14 protein-coding genes are annotated in these 15,827 nt (G+C 66.0%); 2 read left to right on the forward strand and 12 right to left on the reverse strand.

What is annotated here, in order from left to right:
• Positions 1 to 592: 592 nt before the first annotated feature.
• The 5 genes from ACK59X_RS35640 to ACK59X_RS35660 form a co-directional block, all read right to left on the reverse strand.
• Positions 593 to 1,594 (reverse strand): branched-chain amino acid ABC transporter permease, encoded by a 1,002-nt coding sequence (locus ACK59X_RS35640; RefSeq protein ID WP_409964317.1) that lies wholly within the window; start codon positions 1,592 to 1,594, stop codon positions 593 to 595.
• A 17-nt stretch (positions 1,595 to 1,611) separates the two neighbouring features.
• Positions 1,612 to 2,496 (reverse strand): branched-chain amino acid ABC transporter permease, encoded by an 885-nt coding sequence (locus ACK59X_RS35645; RefSeq protein ID WP_409964318.1) that lies wholly within the window; start codon positions 2,494 to 2,496, stop codon positions 1,612 to 1,614.
• Between the two features lie 54 nt (positions 2,497 to 2,550).
• Positions 2,551 to 3,747, reverse strand: coding sequence for an ABC transporter substrate-binding protein (locus ACK59X_RS35650; protein ID WP_409964319.1), 1,197 nt, complete (start codon positions 3,745 to 3,747; stop codon positions 2,551 to 2,553).
• A 53-nt stretch (positions 3,748 to 3,800) separates the two neighbouring features.
• Entirely contained in the window at positions 3,801 to 4,532 is a 732-nt protein-coding gene (locus ACK59X_RS35655) for an ABC transporter ATP-binding protein (RefSeq protein ID WP_409964320.1), read from the reverse strand.
• A 169-nt stretch (positions 4,533 to 4,701) separates the two neighbouring features.
• Complete coding sequence (locus tag ACK59X_RS35660) at positions 4,702 to 5,472, reverse strand: ABC transporter ATP-binding protein (RefSeq protein ID WP_409964321.1); 771 nt, start codon at positions 5,470 to 5,472, stop codon at positions 4,702 to 4,704.
• Between the two features lie 345 nt (positions 5,473 to 5,817).
• On the opposite strand from ACK59X_RS35660, the gene ACK59X_RS35665 reads away from it, so the two are divergent.
• Positions 5,818 to 7,638 carry an ABC transporter transmembrane domain-containing protein gene (locus ACK59X_RS35665; RefSeq protein ID WP_409964322.1) on the forward strand — a complete coding sequence of 607 codons (1,821 nt, stop codon included), beginning with the start codon at positions 5,818 to 5,820 and terminating at the stop codon, positions 7,636 to 7,638.
• A gap of 16 nt (positions 7,639 to 7,654) precedes the next feature.
• On the opposite strand, the gene ACK59X_RS35670 is transcribed toward ACK59X_RS35665, so the two are convergent.
• Together ACK59X_RS35670 and ACK59X_RS35675 are read right to left on the reverse strand one after the other, a co-directional pair.
• Complete coding sequence (locus ACK59X_RS35670; protein ID WP_409964323.1) at positions 7,655 to 7,777, reverse strand: hypothetical protein; 123 nt, start codon at positions 7,775 to 7,777, stop codon at positions 7,655 to 7,657.
• Positions 7,778 to 7,787: 10 nt separating this feature from the next.
• Positions 7,788 to 8,807 (reverse strand): SDR family oxidoreductase, encoded by a 1,020-nt coding sequence (locus ACK59X_RS35675; RefSeq protein WP_409964324.1) that lies wholly within the window; start codon positions 8,805 to 8,807, stop codon positions 7,788 to 7,790.
• A gap of 99 nt (positions 8,808 to 8,906) precedes the next feature.
• Here ACK59X_RS35675 and ACK59X_RS35680 point away from each other — a divergent pair, with 99 nt between their 5' ends.
• Positions 8,907 to 9,803, forward strand: coding sequence for a LysR family transcriptional regulator (locus tag ACK59X_RS35680; protein ID WP_409964325.1), 897 nt, complete (start codon positions 8,907 to 8,909; stop codon positions 9,801 to 9,803).
• Between the two features lie 67 nt (positions 9,804 to 9,870).
• Here the strand turns inward: ACK59X_RS35680 and ACK59X_RS35685 are convergent, their stop codons facing one another.
• From ACK59X_RS35685 to nuoL, 5 genes are read right to left on the reverse strand one after another with little or no spacing between them, the layout of a single operon-like run.
• Positions 9,871 to 10,347: a DUF1178 family protein gene (locus tag ACK59X_RS35685; RefSeq protein ID WP_409964326.1), complete on the reverse strand. Its 477-nt coding sequence runs from the start codon at positions 10,345 to 10,347 to the stop codon at positions 9,871 to 9,873.
• Positions 10,348 to 10,392: 45 nt separating this feature from the next.
• A complete protein-coding gene (locus ACK59X_RS35690; RefSeq protein WP_409964327.1) occupies positions 10,393 to 10,698 on the reverse strand; it encodes a DUF2818 family protein in 306 nt (101 codons plus the stop codon).
• A gap of 22 nt (positions 10,699 to 10,720) precedes the next feature.
• Complete coding sequence (nuoN, locus tag ACK59X_RS35695) at positions 10,721 to 12,214, reverse strand: NADH-quinone oxidoreductase subunit NuoN (protein WP_409964328.1); 1,494 nt, start codon at positions 12,212 to 12,214, stop codon at positions 10,721 to 10,723.
• A gap of 24 nt (positions 12,215 to 12,238) precedes the next feature.
• Positions 12,239 to 13,714: an NADH-quinone oxidoreductase subunit M gene (locus tag ACK59X_RS35700; RefSeq protein WP_409964329.1), complete on the reverse strand. Its 1,476-nt coding sequence runs from the start codon at positions 13,712 to 13,714 to the stop codon at positions 12,239 to 12,241.
• Between the two features lie 13 nt (positions 13,715 to 13,727).
• On the reverse strand, positions 13,728 to 15,782 hold the full coding sequence (gene nuoL, locus ACK59X_RS35705; protein WP_409964330.1) for an NADH-quinone oxidoreductase subunit L: 2,055 nt from the start codon (positions 15,780 to 15,782) through the stop codon (positions 13,728 to 13,730).
• Between the last annotated feature and the right edge of the window lie 45 nt (positions 15,783 to 15,827).

Consider the following 15,827-nt stretch of genomic DNA (forward strand, 5'->3'; position numbering starts at 1 on the left):
CGCCGAAGAACTCCCTGCGCTGCCTCTGCGAGGCAGCTCCGGTCAGACAGCTTCGGCGAGCCAGACAACGATGCGCGTGTCCTTCGGCACGCGCTCACCCCAGGCCCTGCGCTTCTCGGCACGGTCAGAAGGGGGTGGGAAACCAACACGGGCCATTGCTTCGCTCGGCCCGATCTGCCTCGCTGCGCTTGGCCTGGGCAGGGCCGCCGCGCCAGTTGCGTCGGCAGCGCGCAGCGCGTAGCCGACACCGGCGCGGCTGCCAAGGCAGCAGCCGTTCGGTGCCCGCTCCCCACCCCTTCTGGCTGCGCCGAGAAGCGCAGGGCCTGGGGTGGGTGCGTGTGCCGAAGGACACACGCACTTCGTGATCTGGCTCGTCGCGGATGTTTGAGCGGAGTTCGAAGAACGTAGCGAGTTCCGCGACGCCACCCCAGGACCGAGCATCGCAGGTTGCCCGTAGCGAAGCGGAGGGACGCAGACAGCGGGGCGCCTTTTCATTGCCTACTTTCTTTTTGCGCAAAAAGAAAGTAGGTGCGCCGCCGGGCGCACATCCCGGCTCCCGCCCTTAACAAAGGCATACGGCCAATAAAAAACCTCAGTGCCGCGAACCGGCTGCCCGACGACTGGCCAGCCAGGCAATGATCTCCCCCATGATCCCGCGGCGGAAGGCCAGCACACAGATCACGAATATCAAGCCCGTAACCATGGTGACCGACTCACCCAGCGTCTTGAACCATTCGACACTGGTGAGCGCAGCCAGCAGGTTGCCGAACTCACCGATCTTGTTCTCCAGCATCACCACCACCGCCGACCCGATCAACGGCCCCGACAGCGTGCCCAACCCGCCCACCAGCGTCATCAGGATCACCTGCCCCGACGCCGTCCAGTGCACGTCCGACAGCGTGGCAAAGCCCAGCACTACCGTCTTGAGCGAACCTGCCAGCCCGGCCAGGGCGGCCGAGAGCACGAAGGCCAGCAGCTTGAAGCGGTGCGTGTCGTAGCCCAGCGAGATGGCGCGCGGCTCGTTCTCCTTGATGCCCTTGAGCACCTGGCCGAAGGGGGAATGGATGGTGCGCACGATGAGCAAAAAGGCCAGCACCACGATCACCAGCGCCACGTAGTACATGACCAGGTCGTTCTGCAGGCTGATGATGCCGAAGAGCTTGCCGCGCGGCACGCCCTGCAGTCCGTCCTCGCCGCCGGTGAACGGCGCCTGCAGGCAGGCGAAGAACAGCATCTGGGCCAGGGCCAGCGTGATCATGGAGAAATAGATGCCCTGGCGGCGAATCGCCAGCCAGCCGAAGAGCAGGCCCAGCAGCGCGCCGCCGGCCGTGCCCAGCAGCAGGCCGACTTCGGGCGTCAGGCCCCAGACCTTGATGGCGTGGCCGGTCACGTAGGCGGCGCCCCCCAGGAAGGCGGCGTGGCCGAAGGACAGCAGGCCGGTGAAACCGAGCAGCAGGTTGAATGCGGAAGCGAACAGTGCAAAGCACATCAGCTTCATCACGAAGACGGGATAGGCCCCCAGGAAGGGTGCAGCGATCAGGCCCAGCAGCAGCAGGCCGTAGCCGATGGGGGCAATGTTGTTCTTGAAGTTCATGCGGACAGGCCCCGGGCTTATTTCTCTTTGCCGAACAGGCCGGCGGGGCGGATGAGCAACACGATGACCATGATGACGAACACCACGGTGGACGATGCCTCGGGATAGAACACCTTGGTGAAGCCTTCGATGACGCCCAGGCCCAGCCCGGTGAGGATGGAGCCCATGATGGAGCCCATGCCCCCGATCACCACCACGGCGAAGACCACGATGATAAGGTTCTGCCCCATGAGCGGCGTGACCTGGTAGACCGGCGCGGCGAGGACACCGGCAAAGGCCGCCAGCGCGGCGCCGAAGGCATAGGTCAGCGTCACCATCACCGGCACGTTGATGCCGAAGGCCTCGACCAGTCGGGGGTTCTCGGTGCCGGCGCGCAGGTAGGCGCCGAGCTTGGTCTTCTCGATCACGTACCAGGTGGCCAGGCACACCACCACCGAGGCCACCACCACCCAGGCGCGGTAGTTGGGCAGGATCATGAAGCCCAGGTTGGTCGCGCCCTCGAGCAGCTCGGGCGTGTCATAGCCCAGGCCCGACACGCCGTAGATGGAGCGGAACACCCCCTCGATCAGCAGCGTGAGGCCCAGCGTGAGCAGCAGGCCGTACAGATGGTCGAGCTTGTAGATCCAGCGCAGCAGCAAGCGCTCGATGACCACCCCGAACACCCCCACCACCAGCGGCGCCAGCACCAGCATCCACCAGTAGTTCAGCCCCAAGTAGTTCATGGCCATCCAGGTGATCAGTGCCCCTGTCATGAACAGCGCTCCGTGCGCAAAGTTGATGACGTTGAGCAGGCCGAAGATCACGGCCAGCCCCAGGCTGAGGATTGCATAGAAGGATCCGTTGACCAGCCCCAGAAGGAGCTGGCTCAACAGGCCTGGCAATGAGACACCAAAGATTTCCATGGGCGAAGGCGGCAGCAGGTGCGAAGGAGGTCGTTCAGGTCCGTGGACGAGGGCTTATTTCCAGAGCGGGCACTTGCTCTCGGCCTTGGTGGTGAACACCGTGTCGCCGGGCAGCTTCTTGACGAGCTTGTAGTAGTCCCAGGGCTTGGTCGATTCCGAAGGCTTCTTCACTTCCATGAGGTACATGTCGTGCACGTAGCGGCCATCGGCACGCAGCTGGCCCGAGCCGAAGAAGTCGTTCATCTTCATGCCGCGCCAGGCGGTCATGACCTTGTCGGCATCGACGCTCTTGGCAGCGTCCACGGCCTTGAGGTAGTTCATGGTGGCCGAGTAGTCGGCGGCCTGGATCTCGGTGGGCATGCGCTTGGTCTTCTCGAAGAAGCGGGCCGAGAACTTGCGCGTCTCTTCGTTCAGGTCCCAGTACCAGCTGGTGGTGAACTGCAGGCCTTCGGTGTTGCGCAGGCCCAGGCTGTGCACGTCGCTGATGAAGATCAGCAGGCCGGCGAGCTTCATGCTCTTGCCGATGCCGAATTCCTTGGCGGCCTTGATGGAGTTGATGGTGTCGCCGCCGGCGTTGGCCAGGCCCAGGATCTGGGCCTTGGAGTTCTGTGCCTGCAGCAGGAAGGACGAGAAGTCCGAGGCATTGAGCGGATGGCGCACGGCACCCACCACGTTGCCGCCCTTGGCCTTGACCACGGTGGTGGTGTCGGCTTCGAGCGCATGGCCGAAGGCATAGTCGGCGGTCAGGAAGTACCAGCTCTTGCCGCCCGTGTCGACGATGGCCGAGCCCGTGCCTTTGGCCAGGGCCACGGTGTCGTAGGCGTAGTGCACGGTGTAGGGCGAGCACTGCTCGTTGGTCAGCGCCGAGCTGGCCGCGCCGTTGTTGATGTAGACGCGCTTCTTCTCCTGCGCCACCTTGGCCGTGGCCAGGGCCGTGCCGGAGTTGGTGCCGCCGAAGACCATGGTCAGGCCCTGGGTGTCGATCCACTCGCGCGCCTTGGAGGCGGCGATGTCGGCCTTGTTCTGGTGGTCGGCGCTCAGCAGCTCGATGGGCATGCCCAGCACCTTGCCGCCGAAGTCGTCGATGGCCATCTGGATGGCCAGCGCACCGTTCTTGCCTTCCACGTCGGCGTACAGGCTGGACATGTCGGTGATGAAACCGATCTTGACCTTGTCCTGCGCGTGCGCAGCCGAGGTCGCAAGACCGGCGGCGCCCAGCATCAGGGCCAGCGCTTTGAGTTGGTTCTTCATGGTTTGTCTCCTGTAGGTGTGGTGGTGGTGAAGAATCGGTTGAGGGGATGGGATCAGACGCCCAGCAGCTCGGTGAGCACCGGCATCTTGGCTTCGAGCTCGGCGGCGCCGAACTTCTCGACGATGCGGCCGTGCTCCATGACGTAGAAACGGTCGGCCAGCGGCGCGGCAAAGCGGAAGTTCTGCTCCACCATGACCACCGTGTAGCCCTTCTCGCGCAGCATGGTGATCATGCGCGCCAGGGCCTGCACGATCACGGGTGCCAAGCCTTCGGAGATCTCGTCGAGCAGCAGCAGCTTGGCCCCGGTGCGCAGGATGCGAGCCACGGCCAGCATCTGCTGCTCGCCGCCAGACAGGCGCGTGCCCTGGCTGTTCTTGCGCTCGGCCAGGTTGGGGAACATGGCGTAGATCTCCTGCACCGACATGCCGGGCGTGCCGGTCTTGAGTGCGGGGGGCAGCAGCAGGTTCTCTTCGCACGAGAGGCTTGCGAAGATGCCACGCTCTTCGGGGCAGTAGCCCACGCCCAGGTGGGCGATGCGGTGCGTGGCCATGGCCACGGTTTCCACGCCGTTGATCTTGACCGAGCCCTTGCGCGCCCCGGTCAGGCCCATGATGGCGCGCATGGTGGTGGTGCGGCCTGCGCCGTTGCGGCCCAGCAGGGTCACGACCTCGCCAGGTTGGACCGCGATGTCCACGCCGTGCAGCACATGGGATTCGCCGTACCAGGCTTCGAGGCCCTTGATTTCCAGCGCAGGCACGCCGTTGTTGATTGGGGGATTTGCCATCTCAGTTATCCATTGCGCTACGCGCCACCTGCTGCCTACGAAACCGGCACGCACAAGGCCAGTGCCCCCGCGCAAGGGCCGCCCCGCCGTGCTGGGGGCGTCCCCCTCCCGACTCGCGCAGCGAGTCGAGAGAGGGGGAAGGCGCGAAGCGACTCAGGGGGAGCTTCATTCAATGCGCTCCCTGGAGTTGGCCGTCGGTGGTGCCCATGTAGGCTTCCATCACTTGCGGGTTGTTCGAGACCTCGGCATACGGCCCTTCGGCCAGCACGGCGCCGCGCTGCAGCACGGTGATGCAGTCGGCGATGGTGGAGACCACCTTCATGTTGTGCTCCACCATCAGGATGGTGCGGCCCGCAGAGACCTTCTTGATGAGCTGGGTGACGCGGTCCACGTCCTCATGGCCCATGCCCTGGGTGGGCTCGTCGAGCAGCATGAGCTCGGGCTCCATGGCCAGCGTGGTAGCGATCTCCAGCGCGCGCTTGCGGCCGTAGGGCAGGTTGACGGTGACTTCGTCGGCGATGTCGGCCAGGCCCACTTCGGTGAGCAGTTGCATGGCCCGATCGTCGAGCTGGTGCAGGCTGCGCTCACTGCGCCAGAAGTGGAACGAGGTGCCGAGCTTGCGCTGCAGGCCCAGGCGCACGTTCTCCATCAGCGTGAGGTGCGGGAACACGGCCGAGATCTGGAACGAGCGGATGACACCGCGGCGCGCGATCTGCGCGGGCTGCTCGCGCGTGATGTCATGGCCGTTGAAGCGGATGCTGCCCGAGGTCGGTGTCAGGAACTTGGTCAGCAGGTTGAAGCAGGTGGTCTTGCCTGCGCCATTGGGACCGATCAGCGCATGGATGGAACCCCGGCGCACGGCCAGGTTCACATCGCTGACTGCGGTGAAGCCCTTGAACTCTTTGGTCAGGCTGGTGGTTTCGAGGATGACGTCGCTCATTGCGCCTTGGCTGCTCCGTGGTGTGCGGTGTGGGAGAGCCTTGCTGCAAGGTCTCCATGCATGCTTATTTGTTGTTGCAACGCATCGTATGCGGGGGCGCCCCCGGGCAGATACTGGGACTAATGCCTATGTATAAACGCCTAGGTGACAGCGCGGGGCCGCGAGCGCGGCTCCAAGGGCATGCTCGTATACCCGGATGCCCCCTCTGAAACAGGGCGCAGCAACTGGGTGCGCCACCAGTTTGGCGACCGGCCCCGCGGGAACCACAGGCTGACTTTTTACTGACTGGTGAGCAGCCGCCCGCCGGCCTCCGCATGCGGCGCGCCGCCGCCCTACACTGCGCGCATGGCATCCACTCCCTCCTCCCCTGCGCGCGGGGCACCGCGCTCCCTGACCGGCCTGCTTCCGTTTCTGCGCCCGTACAGCGGGCGCATTGCCCTGTCCGGCGTGTTCCTGCTGCTGGCGGCGCTGGCCACGCTGGCCTTTCCCATCGCGCTTCGCACCCTGGTCGATGGCGGCCTGGTCAGCGCCGACCGGGGCGAGCAGGCCATGGCGCTGCGCAACCACTTCGAGGCCCTGTTCGCCGTGGCCATTGCGCTCGGCGTGTTCTCGGCCGGGCGCTTCTACATGGTGAGCTGGCTGGGTGAGCGCGTGACCGCCGACCTGCGCAATGCGGTCTACGGCCATGTGCTGCAGCAGAGCCCGCAGTTCTTCGAGACCACGCAGACCGGGGAGGTGCTCTCGCGCCTGACGGCGGACACGACCCTGGTGCAGACGGTGGTGGGCTCGTCGCTGTCGATGGGGCTGCGCAATGCGGTCATGGGCATCGGCGCGCTGGCCATGCTGGTGTGGACCAATCCCTACGTGATGTCCTGGGTGCTGCTGGCCATCGTGCTGGTGGTGGTGCCCACCATGTGGATCGGGCGGCGCGTGCGGCGCCTCTCGCGCGACAGCCAGGACCGCGTGGCCGACTCGAGCGCCATCGCGGCCGAGGTGCTCAACGCCAGTCCCGGGGTGCAGAGCTACACCGCAGAGCGGCGCGAAGCCCAGCGCTTCAACCAGGCCACCGAAAACGCCTTCCACGTGGCCGTGCGGCGCACCCTGTCGCGCGCGGTGCTGGTGGCCTTCATCATCATCGCCAATGCGGCCCTGCTGCTGTGGGGCCTGTACCAGGGCACGCAGGCCGTGCTGGCCGGCCAGATGACAGCCGGACACCTGGGGCAGACCGTGGTCTACGTGATTCTGCTGGCCGGCTCCGTGGCCGTGCTCGGCGAGGTGTACGGCGACCTGCTGCGCGCGGCCGGTGCCACCGAGCGACTGATGGAGCTGCTGGGCAGCCGCTCGCCGGTGACCGAGCCTGCGTCGCCTGTGGTCCTGCCATCCACGGGCCGGGGCCTGGCCGTGGAGTTCGACCAGGTGAACTTCCGTTACCCGTCAAGGCCCGAGCAGCCGGCGCTGCAGGATTTCGATCTGCGCCTGGCCGCCGGTGAAACCGTGGCCCTGGTGGGCGCCAGCGGCGCCGGCAAGACCACCGTGTTCCAGCTGCTGCAGCGCTTTTATGACGTGGAGGCGCTCGCAGCGGGTACCGGCGGCCCGCAGGGATCGATCCGACTGAATGGCACGGACATCCGCGCCCTGTCGCTGACCGAACTGCGCTCGCATGTGGGTGTGGTGCCGCAGGACGCCGTGATCTTCTCCTCCTCGGCCATGGAGAACATCCGCTACGGGCGCCCGGATGCCAGCGACGAAGAGGTCATGGCCGCCGCGCGCTCGGCCTTTGCGCACGACTTCCTGATGGCCTTGCCCGAGGGCTATGCCACCTTCCTCGGGGAACGCGGCGTGCGCCTGTCAGGCGGCCAGCGCCAGCGCATCGCCATCGCACGCGCCATGCTCAAGAACCCGCCACTGCTGCTGCTCGACGAGGCCACCAGTGCCCTCGACGCGGAGAGCGAGCGCATGGTGCAGGCGGCCCTGGACACGGCCATGCAGCGCCACACGGGCCAGCGCACGACGCTCGTGATCGCCCACCGCCTGGCCACGGTGCAGAACGCCGACCGCATCGTGGTGCTGGAACATGGCCGCATCGTGGAACAGGGCACCCATGCCGATCTGCTGGCGGCCGATGGCATCTATGCGCGGCTGGCGGCGCTGCAGTTCACGGCGTAAGCCGCTCGGCAGGGCCTCAGGTGCCCTGCCGAGCGGTGCCCGGGTGTCCGTGGGCCAGGACGAGGCCCAACGCCGGCATTGCGCTCCAGGCCATGGCCGGCGTGCCGGCGCTGCGTGCGGGATGAAGATGGTTGGCCATGGCGCACTCCTCAGGCCCGTGCCGCGCCAGCCGGCGGGAGCACCTGGGCGGTGGGTCCTGGCAGGCACGCGAGTCCCTCGAGCGTCGCCTGCACCGCCTCGTCCAGTGGTGTGTGCGGCTCCTGGCCCAGCACGGCCTTCAGGCGCGTGTTGTCCATGGCCACCGGCTGGCGCCACAGGTAGCGCATCTCCAGCAGCTCGCGCAGGGTCGGCACGAACGGCGCGGCCAGCCGCACCAGCCACCAGGGGAATGCGCGCACCTTCGGCTGTTTACCGCTGCGGCGCTGCACCACGCGGCGGATCGCCGCGGCCATCTGCGTGCCGTCCGCGTCCCAGTGCCCGGCCATGTGAAAGGCGGCAAAGGGCGGCAGCGCAGCACGGCGGTCCAGCAGCGCGACCATGGTGCGGGCCACGTCGGGCAGGTAGGACCACTGGTGGCCCACGCCCCGGTCGCCCGGCAGGCTGACGGCGCTTACGGACCGGCCCGGCTTGACCAGGCCTTGCGCAAACCAGCTGTTGCCGACCTGGGGGCCGAAGAAGTCGCCGGCGCGCACGACGATCACCCGCGCGCCCTGCCGGCTCGCAGTCTCCAGGCGGCGCTCCAGCTCCACGCGGATGGCGCCCTTGCGCGTGACCGGCTGCTGCGGCGAGGTCTCTGCCAGCAGCGGGAACGCGTCGGGCCCGTAGTTGTAGACCGTGCCGGGAAGCACGATGGTGGCGCGCTGCGCGATCGCGGCGGCCACCGTGTTGTCCAGCATGGGCAGCACCAGCTCGGCCCAGCGCAGGTAGCCCGGCGGATTGACGGCATGCACGATGACGCAGCAGCCCTGCGCGGCGTTCAGCACATCGGCCGGGTTCATCGCATCGCCGCGCAGCCAGACCAGGCCGTCGCGCAGTTCCTGCTCTTGTGCCAGGCCACGCTTCAGCGCGCGCACCTGCCAGCCGGCATCGCGCAGCTGGCGTGCCACCTCGCCGCCGATGCCCCCCGTGGCACCGAGCACCAGGGCGATGTTCTGATTTGCGCTTTCCATGACTTCTCTCCGATGAACCGTGTTGCGATGGGGGAATTCTGGGCGCGGGGGAGAACAAAAGAAATTACCCAACATAGCTCACCAGCTATACATTTATGCATGGACAAGGAAATCGGGTGGGAGCTGTACCGCAGCTTTCTGGGGGTGCTGGTGGAGGGTTCGCTCTCTGGCGCGGCGCGGGCTTTGGGTATCACCCAACCCACCGTGGGCAGGCATGTCCAGTCGCTGGAGAAATCGCTGGGCTTTGCCCTCTTCACACGCTCGCAGACGGGCCTGCTGCCGACCGAGGCGGCGCTGGCCCTGCGCGGCCATGCCGAGGCGATGCGCAGCACCGCCGCGGCGCTGCAGCGCGCCGCCGAGAGCCAGGGCGAGGGCGTGAAGGGCACGGTGCGGGTATCGGCCAGCGAAGTCATCGGCGTCGAAGTGCTGCCGCCCATCGTGGCAGGGCTGCGCGACGCCTACCCGCAGCTCAGGATCGAGCTGGTGCTGACCAACCGGGTGCAGGACCTGCTGCACCGCGAGGCCGACATCGCGGTGCGCATGACCAGCCCGAAGCAGGACGTGCTGGTGGCCCGCCGCGTGGGCACCGTGGAGCTGGGCCTGCATGCCCACCAACGCTATCTGGACCGGCACGGCACTCCGTCACAGCCCGGGGACCTGGCGGGCCATGCGCTGATCGGGTTCGACGAAGAAACGCCCTTTCTGCGTGCGGCCGCCAAGGCAGTGCCCGCGCTGTCGGGCTGGACGCGGCGCAACTTCACGCTGCGCACCGACAGCGATCTGGGTCAGCTGGCGCTGCTCAGGGCAGGTTGCGGCATCGGGGTGTGCCAGGTGGCCCTGGCTCGGCGCGATCCAGACCTGGTGCGGGTGCTGCCCGGGCATTTCACGCTGCCGCTGCACACCTGGGTCACGATGCACGAGGACCTGCGCGACAACCCGCGCTGCAGGGTGGCGTTCGATGCCCTGGTCACGGGCCTGTCATCCCACATGTCCTGAGCACTGATTCGGATCCGCCCCGCGCCTTTTCACACAGCGGCCCTGCCCTGCGCGGGCAAGGCGGTCGTCAGTGCAGCGTTTCCTTGGCGGTGACCGGCAGGGGCAGCGGCAGCACGGCAATGCCCTCGTCGAGCAGTTGGGCGGCCTCATCGGGCGTGGCCTGGCCGCGGATGGCACGCTCCTCGGTCTCGCCGTGGTGCATGCGCCGGGCCTCGTCGGCAAAACGCTCCCCCACGTCTTCGGTGTTGGCGGCGATCTTGCGCGCCAGCTCCAGCCAGGCGGCCTGCAGGGCCGGCGGCAAGGCCACGGAATCCTGGCTGCCGGGGGTGCTGCCTTCCTTCGCCGGCTGGGCCGAGGCCTGTGGAGCCGGCGGTTTGGCGCCCAGGTTCAGGCGGGGAGCGCTCAGGCGCTTGGAAATGCCGGAGTCGCCGCAGAAAGGGCATTGCACCAGACCACGCTGGTTCTGGCCCTGGAAGTCGTCCTCCGAGGCGAACCAGCCCTCGAAGACATGGCCCGCGTGGCAGTGCAGGTCGAGCACTTTCATGGTCGGAGGGGTCGCAGTGAGGAAGGGAGAATGGGCTGCCCGCCTTCAGCCGTGGCGGCGCAGCAGGTAGCGGTAGACGAATCCGGGAAAGGCCAGGGTCAGGAACAGCGTGCCGGTGATGGCATAGAACTCCCATCCCTGCGGAGCGATCTGCCCGGCGCGGCGCTCCAGCAGCAAGGCCAGGCCGCCGACGAGGAAGTAGGCCAATACGAGTTCAGCGATACGAACCGGCAGGCCCTTCTTGGGCTGAGCCACCGGCCCCACCACCAGCCAGCGCTGGTTGGCAAAGGGCAGGTTGGCGGCGATCAGAGCCGCCACGATCACCAGCCAGACGGAGCCGGTCAGGGACACGGGAGCAGTCCTGGGGCAGCGCTCAGGTCGCCAGGGCGCGCACGACGGCTTCGGCGCACAGGGCCATCAGGCCGCCGGGCAGCAGGCCCAGCACCAGCACCAGGGCGCCGTTGATGGTGAGCACCACGCGCACGTCCACAGGTGCCGAGACGCTGGTGGCCGTGAGCGGCGCATCGAAGTACATGACCTTGACGACGCGCAGGTAGTAGAAGGCGCCGATCAGCGACATGATGACCGCGAACACCGCCATGGCGATGTAGGCCGCCTGGCCCGAGGCCACCAGTGCCTGCAGCACCGACAGCTTGGCGTAGAAGCCGACCATGGGCGGAATGCCGGCCATGGAGAACAGGCACACGGCCATCACGGCGGCGTACAGCGGGCTGCGCTGGTTCAGGCCGGCGAAGTCGGCGATCTCTTCGCTCTCGAAGCCTTCGCGCGCCAGCAGCAAAATCACGCCGAAGGCGGCCAGGGTGGTCAGCACATAGCTCACCACGTAGAACATCGAGGCGCTGTAGGCGTTCTCGACCGCAGCGGCTTCCACATTGCCGTTGACCACGCCGGACATCAGTCCGAGCAGCACGAAGCCCATCTGCGAGATGGTGGAGTAGGCCAGCATGCGCTTGAGGTTGGTCTGTGCGATGGCCGCGAGGTTACCCACCAGCAGCGAACCGATGGCCAGCACCCCGAGCATCTGCTGCCAGTCGATGGCCAGGGGCAGCAGGCCGTCCACCAGCAGGCGGATGGTGATGGCGAAGGCGGCCAGTTTGGGCGCGCCGCCGATCATCAGCGTGATGGCCGTGGGGGCACCCTGGTAGACGTCGGGAATCCACATGTGGAAGGGCACGACGCCGAGCTTGAAGGCCAGGCCGGCCACCACGAACACCAGGCCGAACACCAGCACCTGGTGGCGGATCTGGCCGGAATTGACGGCCTTGAACACCTGGCCGATATCGAGCGAACCCGTAGCGCCGTAGACCATGGACAGTCCGTACAGCAGGAAACCGCTGGCCATGGCGCCGAGCACGAAGTACTTCATCGCCGCTTCGGTCGCAGTGGCGTTGTCGCGGCGCAGGGCCACCAGGGCATAGCTCGACAGGGTCAGCAGTTCCAGGCCCAGGTAGAGCATGAGGAAGTTGTTGCCCGAGATCATGATGAACATGCCCAGGAGCGCGAACATCGACAGCGTGAAGATCTCGCCGCCGCGCATCATGTCGCGGTCGGCCGCATAGGGACGGCCATAGACCAGGGTGACCATCACGGCCACGGTGGCGAAGCACTTGAGCCAGTTGCCCATGGAGTCGCTGACCACCATGTTGCCGAAGCCGTAGAAGGTGCTGCCGGTGCTGGCATACATGGCCTGCAGGGCGGCCACCAGGGCCAGCGTGAGCAGGGTCAGCACGTAGGTGGCCGTGCGGCGGGGGCTCTTGACGCCCAGGTCCACGAGCGCGATCACGCAGCCCATGACCAGAAGGACGATCTCGGGGTAAATCGCAAGCCAGCTGATGTTGTCAATCATCTCGAATCTCTCAGTTCAGTCTGGTCAGTTCAGCTTTGTCAGTGCGACATGCTTGAGCAGTTCCGCGACCGAGGTGTCCATCACGTCCGTGAAGGGGCGTGGGTACAGGCCCATGGCCAGCACGGCAATCGCCAGCAGCGACATGACGAGGAACTCGCGGCTGTTGATGTCGGTGAGTTCCTTGACGTGGTCGTTGGCCACCGGGCCCAGGTACACGCGCTTGAACATCCACAGGGTATAGGCGGCGCCGAAGATCAGGGCCGTGGCCGAGGCCAGGCCGATCCAGAAGTTGGCCTTGGTCGCGCCCAGGATCACCATCCACTCGCCCACGAAACCGGCGGTGCCCGGCAGGCCGCAATTGGCCATGGCGAACAGCAGCGCGAAGGCCGTGAAGTTGGGCATGGTGTTGACCACGCCGCCGTAGGCGGCGATCTCGCGGGAGTGCACGCGGTCGTACAGAACGCCGATGGACAGGAACATCGCGCCCGAGACGAAACCGTGGGCAATCATCTGCACCAGGCCGCCGGAGACGCCCAGGTCGTTGAAGATGAAAAAGCCCAGGGTGACGAAGCCCATGTGCGCCACGGACGAGTAGGCCACCAGCTTCTTCATGTCCTTTTGCACCATGGCCACCAGGCCCACGTAGATCACCGCGATCAGCGACAGTGCGATCATCAGCCAGGCCCATTCGCGCGAGGCGTCGGGGGCGATAGGCATGGAAAAGCGCAGGAAACCGTAGGCACCCAGCTTGAGCATGATGGCCGCCAGCACGGCGGAGCCGCCGGTGGGCGCTTCCACGTGCACGTCGGGCAGCCAGGTGTGGAACGGGAACATCGGCACCTTCACCGCGAAGGCGGCGAAGAAGGCGAAGAACAGCATCGTCTGGGCCGTGGAGCTCAGGGGCAGCTTGTGCCAGGTGGCGATGTCGAAACTGCCGCCGGACTGGTTGTACAGGAAGATCAGCGCGATCAGCATCAAGAGCGAGCCGAGCAGCGTGTACAGGAAGAACTTGAACGCCGCGTAGATCTTGTTGGGGCCACCCCAGATGCCGATGATCAGGTACATCGGGATCAGCGTGGCTTCGAAGAACACGTAGAACAGCATGCCGTCCAGCGCCGTGAACACGCCGATCATCAAACCGGACAGGATCAGGAACGCGCCCATGTACTGGTTCACGCGCTCGGTGATGGCTTCCCACGAGGCGATCACGACGATCACGGTGATGAAGGCCGTGAGCGGCACGAACCAGAAGGAGATGCCGTCCACGCCCAGGTGGTAGTGCACGTTGAAGCGCTCGATCCACTCGAACTTCTCGACGAACTGCATGGCAGCAGTTCCGAGCTTGAAGCCCTGGTACAGCGGAATGGTGACGATGAAGCCGATCACCGACCCCAGCAGCGCCAGCCAGCGCACGGCCGGCGCATGCTCATCGCGGCCGAGCGCGAGCAGCACCGCGCCGAAGGCGATCGGCACCCAGATAGCAAGACTCAACAGACCCATTTTGTTGTTTTCCTTATTTCCGGATGAGCTGCATGAAGAAGTCACCCCAGACGAACCACGTCATCAGGGCAAACACACCCAGGATCATCACCAGGGCATAGTGGAAGATGAAGCCCGTCTGCACCCAGCGCACCACGCCGGAGATACCGCGCACCACTTTCCAGGAGCCATTGACCAGCGCACCGTCGATGATGGCCTGGTCGCCACCCTTCCACAGGCCGGTACCCAGGGCACGCGCACCGCGCGCCAGGATGTTCTCGTTGATCCAGTCGAGGTAGTACTTGTTCTCGAACAGGGTGTAGATCGGCATGCACATGCGCTTGATGGCGGCGGGCAGGGCCGGGTTCACCATGTACATGTAGTAGGACAGGGCCACGCCGGCCGCGGCCAGCCAGAACGGCGCGGTCTGCAGGCCGTGCACGGCCATGGCCACGGGGCCGTGGAAGATCTCGGCCAGCTTGGCCATGGCGGGGTGCTTGGCCGCGTCGACAAAGATCACGTCCTTGAAGAAGTCGCCGAACAGCATGGGCTGGATGAACAGGAAGCCCACCACCACCGAAGGAATCGCCAGCAGCACCAGCGGCACTGTCACCACCCAGGGGGTCTCGTGCGGATCGTGGTGGTGGTCGTCATGGCCGTGGCCATGGTCGTCGTGGTGCGCATCGTGGTGTGCGTCGGGGTTCTGGTCGTAGCGTTCCTTGCCGTGGAAGACCAGGAAGTACATGCGGAACGAGTAGAACGCGGTGACGAACACACCGGCCAGCACCGCGAAGTGGGCGAAGTGCGCAGCCGGCAGGTGGCTGAAGTGCACCGCCTCGATGATGCTGTCCTTGGAGTAGAAGCCCGAGAACAGCGGCGTGCCGATCAGCGCCAGCGAACCGAGCAGCGAGGTGATCCAGGTGATGGGCATGTACTTGCGCACGCCGCCCATAAAGCGGATGTCCTGGTTGTGGTGCATGCCCATGATGACCGAGCCGGCACCGAGGAACAGCAGCGCCTTGAAGAAGGCGTGCGTCATCAGGTGGAACACGGCCACCGAGTAGGCCGAGGCACCCAGCGCCACGGTCATGTAGCCGAGCTGGGACAGCGTGGAGTAGGCCACCACGCGCTTGATGTCGTTCTGGATGATGCCCAGGAAACCCATGAACAGCGCCGTGATGGAGCCGATGATCAGGATGAAGTTGAGCGCGGTGTCCGACAGCTCGAACAGCGGCGACATGCGCGAGACCATGAAGATGCCGGCGGTCACCATGGTGGCCGCGTGGATCAGTGCCGAGATGGGGGTCGGGCCTTCCATCGAGTCGGGCAGCCAGACGTGCAGCGGGAACTGGGCGGACTTGCCCATGGCGCCGATGAACAGGCAGATGCAGATGACGGTGATCAGCATCCAGTCGGTGCCGGGGAACGGCAGGCCGCCGAGCTCGCCCGACTTGGCGAAGATCTCGCTGTAGTTGAGCGTGCCGGTGTAGGCGGCGATCAGGCCGATGCCCAGGATGAAGCCGAAGTCGCCCACGCGGTTGACCAGGAAGGCCTTCATGTTGGCGAAGATGGCCGTGGGCTTGTTGAACCAGAAGCCGATCAGCAGGTAGGACACCAGGCCCACGGCTTCCCAGCCGAAGAACAGCTGCAGCAGGTTGTTGCTCATGACCAGCATGAGCATGGAGAACGTGAACAGCGAGATGTAGGCGAAGAAGCGGTTGTAGCCCTCGTCCTCTTCCATGTAGCCGATGGTGTAGATGTGCACCATCAGCGACACGAAGGTCACCACCACCATCATCATGGCGGTGAGGCTGTCGATCAGGAAGCCCACTTCCATCTTCAGGCCGCCCACCACCATCCAGGTGTAGAGCGTCTCGTTGAAGCGCGCGCCGTCGACCGCCACGCTCTTGAGCGTCATGGCCGACAGGATGAACGCCACCAGCACGCCCAGGATGGTCAAGGTGTGGCTCAGCCGGCGGCCGATCCAGTTGCCGCCGAAGGTCGTGCCGAAGATGCCGGCCAGCAGTGCGCCCGCCAGCGGTGCCAGCGGCACGGCCAGGAGCGTTGAAGCAGAGAGGGTTTGACTCATTCTTGAGAACCTTGGGAATTCGGGTGGCTCATCAACCCTTGAGGG

The organism is Acidovorax sp. (assembly GCF_046339755.1).
In the GTDB taxonomy this organism is placed as follows: domain Bacteria; phylum Pseudomonadota; class Gammaproteobacteria; order Burkholderiales; family Burkholderiaceae_C; genus Acidovorax.